This is a genomic window from Pantoea sp. AS142, assembly GCF_037152305.1.
In the GTDB taxonomy this organism is placed as follows: domain Bacteria; phylum Pseudomonadota; class Gammaproteobacteria; order Enterobacterales; family Enterobacteriaceae; genus Pantoea.
In genome coordinates this window covers 169,351-188,636 of sequence record NZ_JBBCMO010000005.1, presented here as the reverse complement: position 1 = coordinate 188,636, position 19,286 = coordinate 169,351, and the positions used below count along the sequence as shown (strand labels likewise).

General features: G+C 55.3%; 17 protein-coding genes and 1 other RNA gene. 5 read left to right on the top strand and 13 right to left on the bottom strand.

The annotated features are described in order from the left end of the window. Nucleotides 1–31: 31 nt before the first annotated feature. Entirely contained in the window at nt 32–1,471 is a 1,440-nt protein-coding gene (locus tag WFO64_RS11820; protein ID WP_337011879.1) for a 6-phospho-beta-glucosidase, read from the top strand. 30 nt (nt 1,472–1,501) lie between these two features. Here the strand turns inward: WFO64_RS11820 and WFO64_RS11815 are convergent, their stop codons facing one another. The 8 genes from WFO64_RS11815 to WFO64_RS11780 all read right to left on the bottom strand — a co-directional run bounded on the left by WFO64_RS11815 (nt 1,502) and on the right by WFO64_RS11780 (nt 11,553). Further along, nucleotides 1,502–2,245 (bottom strand): SDR family oxidoreductase, encoded by a 744-nt coding sequence (locus WFO64_RS11815; RefSeq protein ID WP_337011876.1) that lies wholly within the window; start codon nt 2,243–2,245, stop codon nt 1,502–1,504. Between the two features lie 67 nt (nt 2,246–2,312). Next, on the bottom strand, nt 2,313–5,186 hold the full coding sequence (gcvP, locus tag WFO64_RS11810; RefSeq protein WP_337011874.1) for an aminomethyl-transferring glycine dehydrogenase: 2,874 nt from the start codon (nt 5,184–5,186) through the stop codon (nt 2,313–2,315). An 80-nt stretch (nt 5,187–5,266) separates the two neighbouring features. Further along, nucleotides 5,267–5,653: a glycine cleavage system protein GcvH gene (gene gcvH, locus WFO64_RS11805; RefSeq protein ID WP_337011873.1), complete on the bottom strand. Its 387-nt coding sequence runs from the start codon at nt 5,651–5,653 to the stop codon at nt 5,267–5,269. Nucleotides 5,654–5,676: 23 nt separating this feature from the next. Next, complete coding sequence (gcvT, locus tag WFO64_RS11800; RefSeq protein ID WP_337011871.1) at nt 5,677–6,774, bottom strand: glycine cleavage system aminomethyltransferase GcvT; 1,098 nt, start codon at nt 6,772–6,774, stop codon at nt 5,677–5,679. A 432-nt stretch (nt 6,775–7,206) separates the two neighbouring features. Further along, entirely contained in the window at nt 7,207–8,409 is a 1,203-nt protein-coding gene (ubiI, locus tag WFO64_RS11795; RefSeq protein WP_337011869.1) for an FAD-dependent 2-octaprenylphenol hydroxylase, read from the bottom strand. 13 nt (nt 8,410–8,422) lie between these two features. Beyond that, nucleotides 8,423–9,601 (bottom strand): 2-octaprenyl-6-methoxyphenyl hydroxylase, encoded by a 1,179-nt coding sequence (ubiH, locus tag WFO64_RS11790; protein ID WP_337011867.1) that lies wholly within the window; start codon nt 9,599–9,601, stop codon nt 8,423–8,425. After that, nucleotides 9,598–10,920 (bottom strand): Xaa-Pro aminopeptidase, encoded by a 1,323-nt coding sequence (gene pepP, locus WFO64_RS11785; protein ID WP_337011865.1) that lies wholly within the window; start codon nt 10,918–10,920, stop codon nt 9,598–9,600. Before pepP ends, ubiH begins: the two co-directional genes overlap by 4 nt. Nucleotides 10,921–10,974: 54 nt before the next feature. After that, the gene (locus WFO64_RS11780) at nt 10,975–11,553 is read right to left on the bottom strand and encodes a YecA/YgfB family protein (RefSeq protein ID WP_337011863.1); all 579 of its coding nucleotides are present in this window, start codon (nt 11,551–11,553) and stop codon (nt 10,975–10,977) included. Between the two features lie 170 nt (nt 11,554–11,723). On the opposite strand from WFO64_RS11780, the gene zapA reads away from it, so the two are divergent. The 3 genes from zapA to WFO64_RS11765 all read left to right on the top strand — a co-directional run bounded on the left by zapA (nt 11,724) and on the right by WFO64_RS11765 (nt 12,963). After that, nucleotides 11,724–12,053 carry a cell division protein ZapA gene (zapA, locus tag WFO64_RS11775; protein ID WP_008925677.1) on the top strand — a complete coding sequence of 110 codons (330 nt, stop codon included), beginning with the start codon at nt 11,724–11,726 and terminating at the stop codon, nt 12,051–12,053. Between the two features lie 39 nt (nt 12,054–12,092). Beyond that, nucleotides 12,093–12,276, top strand: a non-coding RNA gene (gene ssrS / locus WFO64_RS11770) — 6S RNA. Nucleotides 12,277–12,369: 93 nt separating this feature from the next. Beyond that, nucleotides 12,370–12,963 carry a 5-formyltetrahydrofolate cyclo-ligase gene (locus tag WFO64_RS11765; protein WP_337012070.1) on the top strand — a complete coding sequence of 198 codons (594 nt, stop codon included), beginning with the start codon at nt 12,370–12,372 and terminating at the stop codon, nt 12,961–12,963. Between the two features lie 343 nt (nt 12,964–13,306). On the opposite strand, the gene serA is transcribed toward WFO64_RS11765, so the two are convergent. Further along, entirely contained in the window at nt 13,307–14,545 is a 1,239-nt protein-coding gene (gene serA / locus WFO64_RS11760; protein ID WP_337011861.1) for a phosphoglycerate dehydrogenase, read from the bottom strand. Between the two features lie 279 nt (nt 14,546–14,824). Further along, a complete protein-coding gene (rpiA, locus tag WFO64_RS11755; RefSeq protein ID WP_337011859.1) occupies nt 14,825–15,484 on the bottom strand; it encodes a ribose-5-phosphate isomerase RpiA in 660 nt (219 codons plus the stop codon). A 181-nt stretch (nt 15,485–15,665) separates the two neighbouring features. Here rpiA and WFO64_RS11750 point away from each other — a divergent pair, with 181 nt between their 5' ends. Next, nucleotides 15,666–16,571, top strand: coding sequence for a LysR family transcriptional regulator ArgP (locus WFO64_RS11750; RefSeq protein WP_337011857.1), 906 nt, complete (start codon nt 15,666–15,668; stop codon nt 16,569–16,571). Between the two features lie 32 nt (nt 16,572–16,603). Here WFO64_RS11750 and WFO64_RS11745 read toward each other — a convergent pair whose 3' ends face one another. The 3 genes from WFO64_RS11745 to mscS form a co-directional block, all read right to left on the bottom strand. Beyond that, complete coding sequence (locus WFO64_RS11745) at nt 16,604–17,326, bottom strand: oxidative stress defense protein (protein ID WP_337011855.1); 723 nt, start codon at nt 17,324–17,326, stop codon at nt 16,604–16,606. Between the two features lie 144 nt (nt 17,327–17,470). Further along, complete coding sequence (gene argO, locus WFO64_RS11740) at nt 17,471–18,094, bottom strand: arginine exporter ArgO (RefSeq protein WP_337011853.1); 624 nt, start codon at nt 18,092–18,094, stop codon at nt 17,471–17,473. A gap of 124 nt (nt 18,095–18,218) precedes the next feature. Continuing rightward, nucleotides 18,219–19,100: a small-conductance mechanosensitive channel MscS gene (gene mscS / locus WFO64_RS11735; RefSeq protein ID WP_337011852.1), complete on the bottom strand. Its 882-nt coding sequence runs from the start codon at nt 19,098–19,100 to the stop codon at nt 18,219–18,221. Between the last annotated feature and the right edge of the window lie 186 nt (nt 19,101–19,286).

Here is a 19,286-nt window from a genome sequence, read left to right as displayed (position 1 = left end):
CGCAATTTCAATATCCGTAATGGGGTGAAGCATGAGTGCAGAATTGCAGTTACCGAAGGGCTTTCTTTGGGGCGGCGCGGTGGCAGCGCATCAGGTTGAAGGCGGCTGGGACCAGGGCGGCAAAGGCGTCAGTATTGCTGATGTGATGACCGGCGGTTCACATGGCGTTGACCGGGTGATTACCGATGGCGTGCAGCCTGGCCATTTCTATCCGAACCACAAGGGTGTGGAGTTTTACTCCCACTACAAACAGGATGTCGCGCTGTTTGCCGAGATGGGCTTCAAATGTTTCCGCACCTCGATTGCCTGGACCCGCATCTTCCCTAACGGTGACGAGCAACAGCCCAACGAAGCGGGCCTGCAATTCTATGACGACCTGTTTGATGAACTGCTGAAGTATGGCATTGAACCGGTCATCACCCTTTCGCACTTCGAAATGCCTTATCATCTGGTCAAAGAGTATGGTGGCTGGCACAACCGCAAAGTGGTCGACTTCTTTGTGCGCTTCAGCGAAGTGGTGCTGAACCGTTATAAAAACAAAGTGAAATACTGGATGACCTTCAACGAGATCAACAACCAGCGTAACTGGCAGTATCCGCTGTTTGGTTACTGCTGTTCAGGCGTGATCTTTACCGAACATGAGAAACCTGAACAGGCGATGTATCAGGTGATGCACCACCAGTTTGTTGCCAGTGCAAAAGTGGTGAAACTCGGCCACGACATCAATCCTGACTTTCAGATTGGCTGCATGATCGCCATGGTGCCGGTCTATCCCTTCTCCTGCCACCCGGACGATGTGGTACTGGCGCAGGAATCGATGCATCAGCGCTATGTCTTCAGTGACGTCCAGATGCGCGGCTACTATCCGGCCTACACCCTGACAGAGTGGGCGCGCAAGGGTTACGATATTCAGATGGAAGCGGATGATGCCGAGACGCTGCGCCAGGGCTCTGCAGACTATGTTGGTTTCAGCTACTACATGAGCAACGCCGTGAAGAGCGATGCCAGCGGGGTTGATGACCCGATTACCGGTTTTGAAGGTGTAGTAAAAAACCCGCATGTGAAAGCGTCAGACTGGGGATGGCAGATCGACCCGGCAGGCCTGCGCTATGCGATGAGCGCGCTGTATGAGCGTTACCAGAAGCCGCTGTTTATTGTAGAAAATGGCTTTGGTGCTATCGACAAGCCAAACGCTGATGGCCTGATTGAAGATGATTACCGCATCGACTATCTGAAGGCGCACATTGAAGAGATGAAGAAAGCCGTAACGTATGATGGTGTGGATTTAATGGGCTATACGCCGTGGGGCTGCCTGGATTGCGTCTCTTTCACCACCGGCCAGTACGACAAGCGTTATGGTTTTATTCATGTGAATAAAAACGATGATGGCAGCGGCGATTTTTCTCGTGCGAAGAAGAAGAGTTTCGTCTGGTATCAGCAGGTTATCGCCAGCAACGGCGAAAACCTGTAATTCATAACGACGCAGCTCAGACGAAGCTGATTAACGCCCACCGGCAGCGTCAATGATGCTGCCGGTGACGTAAGAAGCCGCGTCGCTGGCCAGCCAGACGATCGCTTCCGCCACCTCTTCTGCTTCACCGCCACGTCCCATCGGGATCATGCTGGCAAGCCTGTCCACTCTGCCTGGCTCTCCGCCATCGGCGTGCATCTCTGTATAGATGAATCCAGGACGTACGCCGTTAACCCGAATCCCCTGCTGCGCCACTTCCAGCGACAATCCTTTGGTGAGGGTATCCATCGCCCCTTTTGAGGCGGCGTAATCCACATATTCGCCTGGCGCACCGGTACGGGATGCTGCCGATGAAACGTTTACAATCGCGCCGCCCTGACCGCCGTGATGCGTGCCCATCCGCTTAACCGCCTCACGACAGCAGAGAAAGGTCCCGATAACGTTGGTGGCAAAGACCTTATGCAGGCGCGCCGCATCCAGCTGCTCGGTGCGGGACTGCCGAAACAAAATTCCGGCGTTGTTCACCAGCAACGTCAGCGGCACAGCGTGCTGATCAAGCTGCGCAAACATCGCCATCACCTCTGCCTCATCACTGATATCCGCCTGAATCGCAAAGGCGTCACCGCCATGCTGCTGGATCTGTGCCACCACCTGTTGAGCTTCCGCCTCGCGCTGGCGATAGTTCACCGCAATCCGATAACCCCGGGCAGCCAGTAACAGCGCTGTTGCCCGTCCGATACCGCGGCTGCCTCCCGTAACCAGTGCCAGTTTCATGCTGCTTCTCCAGTAAAAAAGGGCCGACGAAGCAGCCCTTGATAGTTAACGTTTGTCTGCGGGGAGATTACTGATAGTCGCTCATCGGCACGCAGGAACAGAACAGGTTACGGTCACCAAAGACATCATCCAGACGTTTTACTGTTGGCCAGTATTTGTTGTGGCTGCCCGCAGGGAAGACTGCCAGTTCACGGCTGTAGGGATGTGACCACTCACTGACGATTTCCAGTTGGGTATGCGGCGCATTGACCAGTGGGTTGTCGTCCAGCGGCCATTCGCCTGTCCCCACCCGGTCAATTTCCATGCGGATAGCCAGCATCGCGTCGATAAAGCGATCCAATTCGATTTTGCTCTCTGACTCGGTCGGCTCCACCATCAGGGTGCCCGCCACCGGGAAGGACATCGTCGGCGCGTGGAATCCGTAATCGATCAGGCGTTTAGCAATATCCAGCTCACTGATGCCGGTTTGCTCTTTTAGCGGACGGATGTCGAGAATACATTCGTGCGCCACGCGACCGTCACGGCCTGTGTAAAGCACCGGATAAGCAGACTGCAGGCGGCTCGCAATGTAGTTGGCATTCAGAATAGCGACTGAACTTGCCTGTTTAAGCCCTTCTGCGCCCATCATGCGAATGTACATCCAGCTGATTGGCAGAATGGATGCACTGCCAAACGGCGCCGCGGATACGGCACCCTGTTGCGTTAGGACACCGTCGATCTGCACCACGCTGTGTCCCGGAACAAACGGGGCCAGGTGCGCCTTGACACCAATCGGTCCCATACCCGGACCGCCGCCGCCGTGCGGAATGCAGAAGGTTTTATGCAGATTAAGGTGGGAAACATCCGCACCGATGTAGCCTGGCGTGGTGATACCGACCTGCGCATTCATGTTCGCGCCATCCAGATAAACCTGACCGCCATACTGATGCACAATCTGGCACACTTCACGAATGGTCTCTTCATAGACGCCGTGAGTAGAAGGGTACGTCACCATAATACAGGAGAGCTTGTCGCCGGCCTCGGCCGCTTTTTCACGCAGATCGCCAAGGTCGATGTTGCCCTGTTTATCGCAGGCCACCACCACCACGTCCATGCCCGCCATCTGGGCTGATGCCGGGTTGGTGCCGTGCGCCGAGCTCGGGATCAGGCAGAGATGACGCTCGCCCTGGCCGCGGCTTTCGTGGTAGCGACGGATCGCCAGCAGCCCGGCATATTCCCCCTGTGCGCCGGAGTTTGGCTGCATACAGAGTGCATCATAGCCAGTAAGTTGCACCAGCCACTGTGAAAGCTGACCGATCATCTGCAGATAGCCCGTGGCCTGCTCAGCCGGGCAGAACGGATGCAGTTCAGAAAATTCCGGCCAGGTGATTGGGATCATCTCTGCTGCGGCATTCAGCTTCATGGTGCAGGAACCGAGCGGGATCATGGCCTGGTTCAGCGCCAGATCCTTTTTCTCCAGACTGTGCATGTAGCGCATCATCTCTGTTTCGCTGTGATGACGGTTGAACACCGGATGGGTCAGGATTTCGCTGTGGCGTTGCAGACCTGCAGGAATAGCGTGGCTTTCGCTGGCCACTTCGCTGTCGAGCTTTTCCAGATCCTGACCGTGCTCGTCACCCAGCAGAATGGCGAACAGCGCCAGAATATCTTCGCGGCAGGTGGTTTCGTCCAGCGTGATACCGACTGCATTATGGATATCGCTACGCAGGTTAACGCCAAAGCTCAGGGCACGGCTCAGCACGGCGGCTTTGTCTGCCACCTCGACCGTCAGCGTATCGAACCAGTACTGATGGCGCAGCTTCAGGCCGCCTTGTTGCAGTCCGGTCGCCAGAATAGTGGTGAAGCGGTGAATGCGTGATGCAATGCGTTTCAGACCCGCCGGGCCGTGGAACACCGCATAGAGACCGGCGATGTTCGCCAGCAGCACCTGCGAAGTACAGATGTTGGAGTTGGCCTTTTCACGGCGGATATGTTGTTCACGGGTCTGCATCGCCATACGCAACGCCGTGTTGCCCGCGGCATCACGTGAAACACCAATAATGCGGCCTGGCATAGAACGTTTATGATCGTCGCGGCTGGCGAAGAAGGCCGCATGTGGGCCGCCATAACCCATTGGCACGCCGAAACGCTGGGCCGAACCAAAGACGATGTCTGCACCCTGCTTGCCTGGCGCTTCCAGTAAGACCAGTGACATAAAGTCCGCCGCCACGCTGACCACCACTTTGCGTGCTTTCAGCCCGGCAATCAGCGCGCTGTAATCGTGCGCTTCGCCGGTGGTACCCACCTGTTGCAGCAGCACGCCAAACAGGTCGTCATGATCGGGTGCTTTGTCGGCGCTATCGATAATCAGTTCGAATCCGAATGTCTCCGCACGGGTACGGACCACATCCAGTGTCTGTGGATGGATATCATCCGCAATGAAAAATTTATTGGCGTTTTTGAGTTTACTGACGCGTTTTGCCATCGCCATCGCTTCGGCAGCCGCGGTCGCTTCGTCCAGCAGAGAGGCGGATGCGATATCCATGCCGGTAAGATCCAGCGTCAACTGCTGGAAGTTCAACAGCGCTTCCAGGCGGCCCTGCGAGACCTCAGGCTGATACGGGGTATAGGCGGTGTACCAGCCCGGATTCTCCAGCATATTACGCAGGATGACTGGCGGAGTGATCACCGCGCTGTATCCCATTCCGATCCAGGATTTGTAACGCAGATTCTGGCTGGCAATGGCTTTAAGTTCGGCCAGCGCCTGCTGTTCAGTGGTGGCTTCGCCAACCGCGGGCGGCCCTGGCAGTTGGATGTCTGCAGGCACAATCGTGCTGATTAACGCTTCCAGAGAACAGGCACCCACAGCGTCAAGCATCAACGCCTGGTGCTCAGGTGAAGGACCAATATGGCGCTCAATAAACGCACCGTTGTGTTCAAGCTGGCTGAGAGTCTGAGTCATTAGCAGTAAATCCTGAATCGGGCTGGGGAAACCGGAGAGCAAACAGAAATCTGCGGCCTCTGCACGAGGCCGCCTGACGACTACTCGTCGATAGAGGCTTTATAAGCATCCGCATCCAGCAACGTGTCGATTTCAGACGCGTCGCTGGCTTTGATTTTGAATAACCAGCCGCCTTCATAAGGCTCGCTGTTGACCTGCTCGGGTGAGTCGGTCAGGGCATCGTTGACCGCCACAATCTCACCGCTGATTGGCGCATAGATATCCGAAGCCGCTTTGACTGATTCCGCAACCGCACACTCTTCACCCGCAGCAAACGTTGCGCCCACTTCAGGCAGATCGACAAACACCATGTCGCCCAGTAACTCCTGCGCATGTTCTGTAATACCCACGGTGTAACTGCCATCGGCTTCTTTGCGCACCCATTCGTGGCTGTCGCGGTACTTCAACGCATTCGGCACATTGCTCATTGGCCATTTCTCCTGAATAAATTTTACTGAGCGACCGGTTTACCGGCGCGGACAAAAACGGGACGGGTAACCTGTACAGGCATCTGGCGGTTACGGATCTCAACGATGGCGGTGCTGCCGACGGTGGCAGGAACACGCGCCAGGGCGATGCTGCAACCCAGCGTCGGTGAGAAAGAACCACTGGTAATGATCCCTTGCTGCAGTTGCCCCTGGTCATCGGTGAAACGCACCGGCAAGCCGTTACGCAACACCCCTTTTTCTGTGAGGATCAGCCCCACCAGCTTTTCGGTACCGCGTTCACGCTGCAATTCCAGCGCTTCCCGGCCGATGAAATCGCGGTCAGCGGGTTCCCAGCAGACGGTCCAGCCCATGTTGGCTGCCAGCGGTGAAACGCCTTCGTCCATCTCCTGACCATACAGATTCATACCAGCTTCCAGACGCAGCGTGTCGCGTGCGCCCAGTCCGGCAGGTTTTACACCAGCGGCCAGCAGACGCTGCCAGAAATCGGCCGCCTCGCCTGCGGGCATGGCAATCTCATATCCCGCTTCGCCGGTATAGCCGGTCGTGGCGATAAACAGGTCACCGGCCTGAACACCGAAAAATGGCTTCATTCCTGCGACAGCCTGACGCTGCTCCTCGCTGAACAGCGTCTGCGCTTTCTGTTGCGCCTGCGGTCCCTGCACGGCAATCAGCGCGAGGTCATCGCGTTCGGTGAGCGTAATTCCATAGCCCTGAGCGTGTTGGCTGATCCAGGCGAGATCGTTTTCGCGGGTGGCGGAGTTCACCACCAGCCTGAAAAATGACTCGCTCATAAAGTAAACAATCAAATCGTCAATGACGCCACCTGAGGCATTCAGCATACCGGTGTAGAGCGCTTTGCCCGGTTGTGTCAGTTTTGCCACATCATTTGCCAGCAGGTAGCGCAGAAATTCCCGGGTACGCGGGCCTGCCAGGTCGACAATGGTCATGTGAGAGACATCAAACATACCGGCGTCAGTGCGCACCACATGATGTTCATCCATCTGGGAGCCATAGTGCAGCGGCATCATCCAGCCATGAAAATCCACCATGCGGGCACCGCAGGCCTGGTGCTGTTCAAACAGAGGTGTTTGCTGAGTCATAACCATCCTGTGCAGAAGCGAGTGAGTGCAAAAGTGCGCCGGAATTCAGTACCGACGCAAACGTTCTCTTACGGCTGACGTTACCACCGAATCTGACGATTAACCATAAGCAAAACGGGGTCGAAAACAGAAGAACAGCCTAACCAGGATCGCCTGCTAACAGGATAAAAACCTATATTTTTGTGATTAATCGCGCAGTAAATGCAGAGTTTATAAATATGCGCAGCAAATTTATGCGATATACGGTTCAGGATGTTAAAAAAATCCCGCTGGTAGTGGAGGCATAAATGAGAAAAAGTAATGCGAATACAGCCGCAAAATTAGAATAAATCAAACGAAGATCGCTACTGGTGCAGCATTGCCTTTTTGTGGTGCAGAAGGGGGGCAGACATAAAAAAGCCAGCATAGGCTGGCTTATCAGAAGGCACTAATTTAGCGTAGCCAGGCGGGCAAATCATTCAGGCCCATCGCCTGCTTCAGCATCACGGGTTTGACCCCCGGCAGGCGGTCAGCCAGTTTCAGACCGACGTCACGCAGCAGTTTCTTCGCCGGATTATTGCCAGCGAACATTTCACGGAAGCTCTGCATACCCGCCAGCATCATGGCGGCGCTGTGCTTACGACTGCGCTCGTAGCGACGCAGATAAAGGTGCTGGCCAATATCTTTGCCCTGCTGATGCAGACGGCGAATCTCACCAATCAGTTCGGCTGCATCCATAAAGCCAAGGTTAACACCCTGACCTGCCAGCGGATGAATGGTGTGAGCCGCATCGCCCACCAACGCCAGACGGTGTGCTGCGAAGTTGCGGGCATAGCGCGCCACCAGCGGAAACGATTTGCGCTCGCTCTCCAGCTGACACAGACCGAGCCGCATATCAAACGCCACTGAGAGGTGCTGATTGAACAGCGCTTCCGGCATGGTTTCCAATCGGTTCGCTTCCTGCGGCGAGAGCGACCAGACGATTGAACTTAGATGCGGATCCTGCATCGGCAGGAAAGCCAGAATGCCGTCGCCGTAGAATACCTGGCGTGCCACCGCGTCGTGCGCCTTTTCCGTGCGGACGTTAGACACTAACGCATGGTGATCGTAATCCCAAAAGGTCAGCGGAATATCAGCTTTGTTGCGCAGCCATGAGTTCGCACCGTCAGCAGCAATCATTAATCGCGCGCTTAACATGCTGCCATCCTGCAGGGTAATAAAGGCTTCGTTGTCGCCAAATGCAACCTGCTGTAACTGCGAAGGTGCCATCAGCGTCACGTCGCTGCAGGCGCTGGCTCGTTGCCAAAGCGCATTGTGGATCACAGGGTTTTCGATGATATGGCCCAGATGCGATAAGCCCTGATCCTGGTCATCAAAGGTGATAGAGCCGAAACTGTCCTTATCCCACACTTCCATGCCGTGATACGCGCGGCAGCGCAGCGATAGTATGGTTGACCAGACATCCAGCTTCTGCAGCAGCCGTTCACTGGCGGCATTAATAGCGGAGACGCGAATTGACGGTGACGCACTCAACGTCAGTGGCGGCTCAGGCGATTTTTCCAGTACGGCGATGCGCAGTCCGCTGCCCTGCAAGCCGCAGGCCACCGCCAGCCCCACCATACCGCCACCGGCAATCACCACATCAAAAGTTTGCATCTGAGCCTCTTTATTAACGCTTAACCCAGCCAAGCGTGCGCTCAGCCAGTTGATTTCGTAGCCACGGCAGATGATCCATCGCCAGCAGGCCCAGGTTACGTCCTGCCACCAGCGGGCCATAGCGATTCGCAAAGACACGAACCAGTCCGTCAGTGATACCAATGGTGGTAGCGCGATCGGACTGACGACGCTGCTGATAGTGATTCAGCACCGCATAGCTGCCGGGATCCTGCTGTTGCCGATGCGCCATTGCCAGCGTTTCAGCCAGCGACATAACATCGCGCAGGCCAAGGTTAAAGCCCTGCCCGGCAATCGGATGCAGCGTCTGCGCCGCATTGCCTACCACCGCCACGCGATGCGTCACCGGCGAGACCGCCTGGTGTAGCCCCAGCGGGTAATATTCGCGCTGGCCGGTGTGGGTGAATTTCCCCAGTCGCCAGCCAAAAGCACGCTGCAGCTGGCTGAGGAATTCAGCCTCGCTCCACTTCGCAATCTGTTCACGTTGCGAAAGAGGATGGCACCAGACCAGCGACAGACGGTTGCCGGACATAGGCAGCAGCGCTAGCGGGCCGTGCTCGGTGAAACGCTCAAACGCCCGGCCCTGATGAGGCAGCGTGGTGGAGACATTGGCAATTACGGCAAGCTGCTGATAGTCGTCCCGGTGCCATTGAATGCCGCACGAGGCGGCCAGCGCAGAGCGCGTGCCATCCGCCGCCACCAGCAGTTTGCCGCTGAGTTGCTCGCCACTGTCCAGCGTCACCTCAACCTGCTGCTCGCTACGGTGAGCCTGGGTAACGCGTGCCGGACAGCGCAGCGTCACGCCTGGCGCTTTTTCCAGTTCAGCAAACAGCCGCTGGCCGACGTCAAACAGCTCGACCACCTGTCCCAGCGCCGGAATACGGTAGTCCGCCGCCGCCAGCGACACAAAGCCAGCGTGACCACGATCGGAAACATGAATGTCGGTAATCGGCGTGGCACAACTGGCAATGTGCTGCCACAGGTTGATATCCGCTAACTGCTGGCAGGTTCCGGCAGAGAGCGCAATAGCGCGGCCATCGAAACCGGGATGCGCCCGGCTGCCAGGCTTACTGCTCTCTATCAGCGTGACTGGCAGTGTGCCCTGGGTCAGATGGGCGATCGCCAGCGCCAGCGTCGCCCCGGTCATGCCGCCACCGGCAATCAGAATCGTCATGCCTGTTTTGCCGCCGCCATCAGCGCCTCAATATCATCGGCCTCTTTCACCACACTGTCTGTGAGATTTTCATTGCCATCTTCAGTGATCACAATGTCATCTTCGATTCGGATACCGATGCCGCGATACTGCGCTGGCACGTCCGCATCCGGCGCGATATAGAGGCCCGGCTCGACAGTTAACACCATGCCCGGTTCCAGTACCCGTTCGCGGCTGGGAGTGCCGTAGTGGCCGACGTCATGAACATCGAGCCCTAGCCAGTGGCCCAAACCGTGCATGTAGAACGGCCGATGCGCTTCTTCAGCGATCAGGGTATCGACGTCCCCCTCCAGGATGCCCAGCTCAACCAGACCAGTGATCATGATGCGCACCACTTCATCATTCACTTCACGAATGCTAACGCCAGGCCGGAATAGCGCAAGCGATCGATTCAGTGAAGCCAGAACGATGTCATAAATCGCGCGCTGCGCCGGACTGAATGTGCCGTTAACCGGGAAGGTGCGGGTAATATCGCCCGCATAGCCGTGAAACTCACAGCCTGCATCGATCAGCACCAGGTCGCCGTCACGCATTTCACTTTCGTTTTCGGTGTAATGAAGAATGCAGCCGTTATCCCCGGCACCCACAATGGTGTTATAGGAGGGGAAGCGCGCACCGTGACGGGTAAATTCGTGATGAATTTCCCCTTCTAGTTGATACTCGAATAGGCCCGGCCGACAGGCTTGCATGGCGCGGGTATGCGCCATTGCGCTGATTTTCCCGGCGCGGCGTAACAGCTCAATCTCATCCGCATCTTTAAACAGGCGCATCTCATGCACCCAGGGACGCCAGTCAGTAACGGTGGCGGGGGCGCTGAGATTTTGTCGGAAACCGCGACGCAATTTATCCAGGGCGCTGAACACCAGTGCATCCGCATGGGCATATTCGCCCTGGGCGTGGTAAATCACATCCAGGCCATTAAGCAGTAGGTGCAGCTGTTCACCGATATCGTTCCAGGGCAAGGCGCGATCAACACCCAGTTTGTCGGGCGCGGCCTCCTGGCCAAGCCGACGGCCAGACCAGATTTCCGCCGTCAGGTCACGCACGCGGTTAAACAATACGCTGTGATTGTGATTCTCATCGCTCTTGATCAGCACCAGCAGCGCCTGCGGCTCGTTAAAACCGGTGAAATACCCGAAGTCGCTGCTCTGGCGGTACGGATATTCAGTGTCATTACTGCGCGTCACTTCTGGCGCAGCAAAAATTAACGCTGCGCTGCCAGGCGCCATCTTCGCCAGCAGCGCCTGACGACGCTGCAGGTATCGTTCCAGTGAAATCATCTCTGCACTCCCTGTAAACTGACCAGTTGAATTCGTTGACTTGACACGTCAGGCTTAGTGTAGCGTCGGTTTTTGTACTTCTGGCGCGGTTGACTGCGGACGGGTAAATGTATCGTGGCACAACAGTGCGGCAACACGCACATACTCAATCACCTCTTCCAGCGACTGCTCCAGCTCTTCCTGGTCTTCATCTTCTTCGTAACCGAGCTGTGCAATAGTGCGCAGGTCATCGATTGCTTCGCCGGTTTCGCCGGTGACTTTATCTAGTTTAGGCTGTGTTACGCCCAGCCCGAGCAGAAAATGGTTAACCCAGCCTGCCAGCGCATCAGCTCGGTCAAATACGGTGATGTCATCATCAGCAGGCAGCAGCAGCTGAAACAGGAAGCCTTCATCTTCCAGCGTGGTTGCCGTGTGCTCGTGCAGCGCCGCCAGCGGCACGGCGAGACTGTGTGAAAACGCCATGCCTTCGTTAGCCAGATCGTGTACCAGCGTCTTCCAGCTGGTGTCCTGGTTACCGCCGCAGAGGATCCCGCTTAGCAGGCCATGCATTTCCGCGGGCGTCATTCCAACGCCCTGCTGTAAGAGCACTGCTGCAAGCGCGTTGTAATCGGGGGTTGCGTTCTGTGAGGACATAAGTTTTCATCGTCGTTGGCAGAATAAGTTCGTGTTATGCTACCACTAGCTGCCTCAAGGTTTCCAGAAAAGGGGTTGTATCTTATTTCGTGGGTCTATATAGTTGCCCGCCTCCCAAGCCATTGACTGCTAAGGGAGTTGCGAGCGAAGTAATCAGTCAGGAAGGTGGCATGTCTGCACAACCGGTAGATTTACAAATTTTTGGTCGTTCGTTGAGAGTGAATTGTCCGCCAGAGCAGCAAGATGCGCTCAATAGCGCGGCTGAAGATCTCAATCAACGGTTGCAAGATCTAAAAGTTCGCACTAGAGTCACCAATACAGAACAACTGGTGTTCATCGCCGCGTTAAACGTTTGCCACGAGCTGGCGCAAGAGAAAGTGAAAACGCGCGATTATGCTGCTAATATGGAACAGCGTATCCGTATGTTGCAGCAGACGATTGAACAGGCATTAGTTGAGCAGGGTCGCATCTCTGAGCGTGAGGGTGCGAAGTTCGAATAAAACTTCATGGTTGCTATACTTAAGTAACGGTGAGGTAAATTTTCTCTGAGATGTTTGCATGTGGGCCAGTCCCCTGAGCCGATATTTCGAAAAAACAGAATGTGACGCTCTGTAACCTGTGTGCATGCTCGGTTCGTCCGAGAAGCCTGATGGTTACGACGGCATGTTCACCTTGAACCAAGGGTTCAAGGGTTACAGCCTACGGCGGCATCTCGGAGATCTCCCTTCCTGTTAGTCCTGCTTTTTTCCCCTGAACGACATGTTATAGTCGCTGCTCAGCGACTTATCCGGCGGGGAAATTATGTCAGAACCTTCCATGTCAGAACCTTCAATGATACAGCGTCAGGCTATCCGGCAGCAGATGCGCCACCTGCGTCGTGCATTGACTGATGAGCAACAAACCCTGGCGGCTGAACATCTCGCTGAACTTGCCCTTAACTACGCTCCCCTTTCTGCCGCTCGCAATGTTGCCCTGTTTTTATCGGTTGATGGTGAGCTAAATACCCGTCCGCTGATTGCCAGGCTCTGGCACCAGAAAAAAGCTGTCTATCTGCCGGTTCTACACCCCTTCTCTCCCGGTAATTTGTTGTTTCTACGCTACTCGCCTGATACCCCGTTGATTACAAATAAACTGCGCATTCCTGAACCGCCACTGGATATCCGGCAGTTGATCACCCTTGATCAGCTGGATTTGATGGTGGTGCCGCTGGTGGCGTTTGATCAGCATGGGCAACGTCTGGGGATGGGCGGAGGCTTTTACGATCGCACCCTGCAGAACTGGCGACAGCACGGTTTTTTGCCCGTGGGTCTGGCACACGATTGTCAGCAGGTCGATACCCTGCCGATTGCGGAATGGGATGTGCCTTTGCCGGCGGTGATGACGCCGTCAAAACTCTGGCTGTGGGAGTAAAAGAGTCGCTTTTTCAGGCGGCTGAAAAGCCCGAACCAGAGTGAATCTGGCAGCGATGAAATAGCTCAACGCGCAGGGAACACGGTCAGAAGAGGAAAGCGGCCCATGACAGCGACAAAAACGCCGGGAGCGTTTTTGAACAACGCAAAGCGTTGGCCCGGCCAGGCTTGCACCTCAGGGATGAGGTGCGTAATTGCGCGGGCCGAGCAGTCATGGATGACGTCTTTGCGACTTTCCGATCTGACCGTGTTCCCTTAGCAGGCTCAGTCTCACAGCAGATCGGGCCAGACTTTGCCAGTAACCCCAAGTGTCGCCATCCAGCGCGACCGGCGGTACAGATCGCTTAGTAAAGCAGACGGGCACGGATGGTACCTGGAATCGCCTTCATTAGCTGCAGCGCGTTCTCTGCCACTTCTGGTTCCGCATCAATGTCGATAACCACATAGCCCATAAACGGCGAGGTTTGCAGATATTGGGCGGCGATGTTGATGCCCTGCTCAGCAAAAATCTGGTTGATGGCCGTCAGCACGCCTGGACGGTTCTCATGAATGTGCAGCAAACGACTGGCGCTGACACCGTGTATCGGCAACGACACTTCCGGGAAATTTACCGCCGACAAGGTAGAACCGTTATCGGAGTATTTCGCCAGTTTGCCTGCGACTTCAATGCCGATGTTCTCCTGCGCTTCTTCGGTCGATCCGCCAATGTGCGGGGTCAGGATCACGTTGTCGAACTCACTCAGTGGAGAGATAAACGGCTCGCTATTGGTGGCCGGCTCTACCGGGAACACGTCGATAGCTGCGCCACCCACCTGTTTACTGGCCAGCGCATCACACAGCGCCGGAATATCCACCACCGTGCCGCGTGAGGCGTTAATCAGCAGCGCGCCAGGCTTCATCTGAGCCAGTTGCTCTGCGCCGATCATGTCCTGCGTGGAGAGGGTTTCCGGTACATGCAGGCTGACAACGTCGCTCATGTTGAGCAGATCAGCCAGATGGCGTACCTGAGTGGCATTACCTAGTGGCAGCTTGTTTTCAATGTCGTAGAAGAAAACATGCATGCCCAGACTTTCTGCCAGCACGCCCAGTTGCATCCCGATATGACCGTAACCGATAATACCCAGTTTTTTGCCGCGTGCTTCAAATGAGCCTTTGGCATTCTTGTTCCAGATGCCACGATGTGCTTTCGCATTCGCTTCCGGGATGCCACGCAGCATCAGCAGCATCTCACCAATCACCAGCTCCGCAACCGAACGGGTGTTAGAGAACGGCGCGTTGAACACCGGAATACCACGGCTGGCAGCCGCCTGCAGATCCACCTGGTTGGTACCGATACAGAAACAGCCAACGGCAACCAGCTTTTCAGCCGCCGCAAAAATCTCTTCAGTAAGCTGGGAGCGGGAACGGATACCGATGAAGTGCGCATCGCGGATCGATGTTTTTAACGCGTCGGAGTCCAGTGCGCCCTTGTGGAATTCGATGTTGGTATAGCCTGCAGCCCGCAGGTTTTCCAGCGCGCTCTGATGGACACCTTCCACCAGCAGGAACTTAATCTTATCTTTTTCCAGTGATACCTTTGCCATTTCCCGATCCTATTCAGCATTCAATGAGGACTACCATAAGCCAGCCTTCTGTCAAAATATCAAAAAAATCGCGCCGGGCAATACAAACGATTGCCCGCCAGCCAGCACGGCAATAGCTGACAGCAGCACATTGCCGGACAAAATCATGAGGTCGGGGGATAAGAGAGAACGAAACCGCTGCCGATGGCGGTTATGTGACATAAGTCACCAAATTTAACCCAGGCGAGAAAAGATGATTTGCAGGCAGAAATAACCGGCGCCGGACGGACGCCGGACAGATCATTTTTTGATGGTTTTGACCCCATCTGGCCTGCCAATCAGCGCGATATCGGCACCGCGCGCGGCAAAAAGGCCCACGGTGACCACGCCAGGCAAGGCGTTGATGGTTTTTTCCAGCTCAATCGGATCGAGAATCCGCAGATTATGCACATCGAGAATAATGTTGCCGTTATCTGTGACCACATTCTGACGATACTCAGGTAAACCGCCCAATTTCACCAGCTGACGCGCCACGTAACTGCGCGCCATCGGAATCACCTCGACCGGCAACGGGAAACGGCCCAGCACATCGACCTCTTTTGAGGCATCAGCGATACAGATAAAGGTCTGGGCCACCGCGGCCACGATCTTTTCGCGCGTCAGCGCTGCGCCGCCCCCTTTAATCATCTGCATCTGGGGGTTGATCTCATCCGCGCCATCTACGTACACCGACAGCACGTCAATCTCGTTCAGGTCGAATACCTGTATACCCAGGCTCTTCAGCTTCTGGGTTGAGGCGTCCGAGCTGGAGACCGCGCCTTCAATCTGATGCCTGACCGTGGCAAGCGCATCGATAAAGTGGGCGGCGGTGGATCCGGTGCCCACACCAACAACGGTGCCCGGCTGCACGTACTCAAGTGCAGCCCAGCCAACGGCTTTTTTCAGTTCATCCTGGGTCATGGTATGTTTAAAACCTGTGCGACAACGAAGTGCGCGTAGTATAAAACAAGGCTTGCTGAAAATGCTCGGCTGACTGACGTGGATTTATCGCTTTGGAAGCCAGCCCACAAAAAAAAGAGAGCCATCACAGGTGACACTTTTGTGACATAGTGACGTCCATCCTGAAGGAGAGAGAAGAATAATGAAACGCCCGGATTATCGAACGCTTCAGGCGCTGGATTCAGTAATCCGCGAACGCGGATTTGAGCGTGCCGCTCAAAAATTATGCATCACTCAGTCGGCGGTTTCGCAGCGTATCAAGCAGCTGGAGAATCTGTTTGGTCAGCCGCTGCTAGTGCGCACCGTGCCACCACGTCCGACCGAACAGGGTCAGAAACTGCTGGCGTTACTGCACCAGGTGGAACTGCTGGAAGAGGAGTGGCTGGGCGATGAGAACAGTGGCACCACGCCGCTGCTGCTGTCGCTGGCGGTCAATGCTGACAGTCTGGCGACCTGGCTGCTGCCTGCGCTGAAAGATGTGCTGGCAGATTCACCCGTACGCCTGAATCTACAGGTAGAAGATGAAACCCGCACCCAGGAGCGTCTGCGTCGTGGTGAAGTGGTGGGTGCGGTGAGTATTCAGCCGCAGCCGCTGCCTAGCTGCCTGGTGGATCAGCTTGGCGCACTCGACTACCTGTTTGTAGCATCACGCGACTTTGCCGATCGATTCTTCCCTAACGGCGTCACCCGCTCTGCCTTGCTGAAAGCACCTGCTGTGGCGTTTGACCATCTTGATGACATGCATCAAGCCTTCCTTCAGCAGAACTTTGACCTCTCACCAGGTAGTGTGCCCTGCCACATCGTCAATTCCTCTGAAGCCTTTGTGCAAATGGCAAGACAGGGTTCGACATGCTGTATGATCCCGCACCTGCAGATTGAGCGTGAGCTGGCGAGCGGTGAGTTAATTGATCTGACGCCAGGTTTGTGTCAGCGCCGGATGCTTTACTGGCATCGTTTTGCGCCGGAAAGCCGGTTAATGCGTCGGGTGACCGATGCGCTGATTGCGCATGGACATCGGGTGCTGCGTCAGGATCACGTTGTAGCCTGAAAACAAAAACGGGGCGCAAACCCCGTTTTGCATTATGGCGTGTTGGGCTTGATCTCAAACACCACATCAACCTGATCGTCAAAGTTGATGCTCTGCTGATCGTAGGTCTCCTGCGCCGAGGTATCTGCCGCTGAAGCCGCTTTATACATGCGGTTCATCGGCATCGGCTGATAATTGGCAACCTGATAACGAATGCTGTAAATTGATCCCAGTTTTGCGTTAAAGCCTTCAGCCAGTTGCGATGCCTGCTGAGTCGCATTTTTAATCGCCGCTTTACGCGCCTGCTCTTTATAACTCTCCGGGTTTGCCACGCCTAACTCGACGCTACGCACCTCATTCAGACCGGACTTCAGCGCCCCATCCAGTAGCTCATTCAGCTTATCCAGCTGACGCAGGGTTACCTGTACCTGACGCACCGCACGGTAGCCTTTCAGAACTGATTTACCCTCTTTGGTGTAATCGTACTCTGGCTGGGTGCTCAGGTTAGCTGCATCGATATCTTTCTTCTCAATGCCGTTTTTCTGCAGAAAATCGAAATATTGTGCAACCCGACTATCTGCCTGCTTTTTTGCATCTGCGGCATCTTTTGATGACACGTTTACCACAATAGAGAGCGTCGCAATATCGGGACGGGCATCGACCGTTGCCTTGCCTGAGGTCACCACATGCGGCCCGTTCGGTAACTCATCAGCGTATACGCCAGGCAATGCCCCGGCACTCATGATTGCGGCCAGAGCCAATGCTTTCAGTCTCATGAAAGTCCTCCTTGAAAAGGTCACTATGACGGCTTCCAACCGGCGAAGCCAAACAGCGCATCGGTATGCGCCATGCTTTGAGTGGTCATTATGGCAAAAGTTCGCCCGCAGCGCGGCAATTACCGCTGCGGACAGGCGCTGTGATCACAAACCGGTTATGCCCTGGCGCGCCAGTTGCAGGGCGATAAACCACATGACTGCACCCACCAGCAGGTTAATGATTCGCTGTGCTTTGGCAGTACGCAGACGCGGCGACAGCCACGCGGCCAGCAGGGCCAGGCCAAAGAACCACAGGATCGACGCGCTGATGGCGCCCAGCGCGAACCACTGACGCGCAGTGGTGGTCGGCAACTGACCGCCAAGACTGCCCAGCACCACAAAAGTGTCGAGATAGACGTGCGGATTGAGCCAGGTAACCGCCAGTAGCGTCGCGATAATGCGTCCTCTGCTCTGCTTTAACGGTCCACCCTCTGCCAGACTGACGTCGCTTTGAAAAGCGCTACGCAGCGCGCCCCAGCCATACCAGAGTAAAAAGGCTACGCCCGCCCAGGTGATCACCATCAGCAGCAACGGAGACTGGCTCAGCAACGCGCTGCCACCAAAGATACCGCCGCAAATCAGCAGAATATCGCTTAACGAACAAAGTGCCGCCGTCATCAGGTGGTATTGACGCTTCACACCCTGATTCATCACAAAAGCGTTCTGCGGCCCTAGCGGCAGAATGAGCGCGGCGCTAAGGGCAAACCCCTGAAAGTAGAGAGATATCACAGGATTACTTCCTCACGTCGTCAGATGTTGAGAAGTATAGAGAGAGGGAATGATTAGCGGAAATTGAAAAAATTAATCAGGGATTAGCAAAATGAATGGGCGACGCAGGCCGCCCATTGGAAGATTACTGTGGCTGAGTCTCTGGCGCAGTTGCGTCAGATTGTCTGACACGGTGCAGATGCACATCCATCTGCGGATAAGGAATACCAATCCCTTTTCCATCCAGTGCGCGCTTGAAATTCTTCAGCAGATCCCAGTACACGTCCTGCAGATCTCCGCTGTTGCTCCAGCAACGCACCACAAAATTCATTGAGGAAGCCGCCAGCTCATTCAGACCGATCTGCACGCCTTTATCCTGTAATACACGGCTGTCAGCATCGACCACATCACGCAGCAGCGTCAGAACTTGATCAACATCGGCATCGTAAGAGACGCCAATGATAAATTCATTACGGCGTACCGGCTCACGCGAGAAGTTAACAATGTTTCCGGCAATGATTTTCCCGTTAGGCACCACCACTCGCTTGCCGTCGGCTGACTTGAGCGTGGTGGAAAAAATCTGCACATTCATTACCGTACCCATAATACCGCCAAGATCGACAAACTCGCCGGCACGGAAGTGACGGAAAATCACCAGCAGAACGCCCGCAGCAAGGTTTGACAGCGAATCTTTTAATGCCAGACCCACAGCCAGACCGGCCGCACCGAGGATTGCGATGACCGAGGTTGTCTGTACGCCAATGCGCCCAAGCGCCGCGATAAGTGTGAATGCGATAATGCCGTAGCGCACCAGCGCAGACAGAAAATCAGCAACCGTCGTATCAATGTGGCGGGCGCGCAGCAGACGATTAACAGTATTGGAGATGATACGTGCAATCATCATCCCCACAACGATAATCGCAATGGCTGCGACAATGTTTACCGCATAGCTAATCAAGAGCTCCTGATTACGTACTATCCAGTTTCCGGCGTTGTTAAGTTCACCGAGCATACCCGTATCCTGCATGTAACCATCCTGTAATTAAATTCCCAAGGGAAGTTGACAACACATTGCCAGAACCGCTCTGACAATCCCTGACAAAAGGGTAAACAATAAATGCCAGTGTGCCAAACCTGCATGACCTTTGATGCAAATCTGGCGATAAAAGGCCAAAAAAAAGGCCCTTTCGGGCCTTTTTTGTACGGTAACTGA

Bases quoted from the DNA above. Each gene is read 5' to 3' on its own strand.
- WFO64_RS11820 (WP_337011879.1), top strand. From the start codon at position 32: ATGAGTGCAGAATTGCAGTTACCGAAGGGCTTTCTTTGGGGCGGCGCG.
- WFO64_RS11815 (WP_337011876.1), bottom strand. From the start codon at position 2,245: ATGAAACTGGCACTGGTTACGGGAGGCAGCCGCGGTATCGGACGGGCA.
- gcvP (WP_337011874.1), bottom strand. From the start codon at position 5,186: ATGACTCAGACTCTCAGCCAGCTTGAACACAACGGTGCGTTTATTGAG.
- gcvH (WP_337011873.1), bottom strand. From the start codon at position 5,653: ATGAGCAATGTGCCGAATGCGTTGAAGTACCGCGACAGCCACGAATGG.
- gcvT (WP_337011871.1), bottom strand. From the start codon at position 6,774: ATGACTCAGCAAACACCTCTGTTTGAACAGCACCAGGCCTGCGGTGCC.
- ubiI (WP_337011869.1), bottom strand. From the start codon at position 8,409: ATGCAAACTTTTGATGTGGTGATTGCCGGTGGCGGTATGGTGGGGCTG.
- ubiH (WP_337011867.1), bottom strand. From the start codon at position 9,601: ATGACGATTCTGATTGCCGGTGGCGGCATGACCGGGGCGACGCTGGCG.
- pepP (WP_337011865.1), bottom strand. From the start codon at position 10,920: ATGATTTCACTGGAACGATACCTGCAGCGTCGTCAGGCGCTGCTGGCG.
- WFO64_RS11780 (WP_337011863.1), bottom strand. From the start codon at position 11,553: ATGTCCTCACAGAACGCAACCCCCGATTACAACGCGCTTGCAGCAGTG.
- zapA (WP_008925677.1), top strand. From the start codon at position 11,724: ATGTCTGCACAACCGGTAGATTTACAAATTTTTGGTCGTTCGTTGAGA.
- WFO64_RS11765 (WP_337012070.1), top strand. From the start codon at position 12,370: ATGTCAGAACCTTCAATGATACAGCGTCAGGCTATCCGGCAGCAGATG.
- serA (WP_337011861.1), bottom strand. From the start codon at position 14,545: ATGGCAAAGGTATCACTGGAAAAAGATAAGATTAAGTTCCTGCTGGTG.
- rpiA (WP_337011859.1), bottom strand. From the start codon at position 15,484: ATGACCCAGGATGAACTGAAAAAAGCCGTTGGCTGGGCTGCACTTGAG.
- WFO64_RS11750 (WP_337011857.1), top strand. From the start codon at position 15,666: ATGAAACGCCCGGATTATCGAACGCTTCAGGCGCTGGATTCAGTAATC.
- WFO64_RS11745 (WP_337011855.1), bottom strand. From the start codon at position 17,326: ATGAGACTGAAAGCATTGGCTCTGGCCGCAATCATGAGTGCCGGGGCA.
- mscS (WP_337011852.1), bottom strand. From the start codon at position 19,100: ATGCAGGATACGGGTATGCTCGGTGAACTTAACAACGCCGGAAACTGG.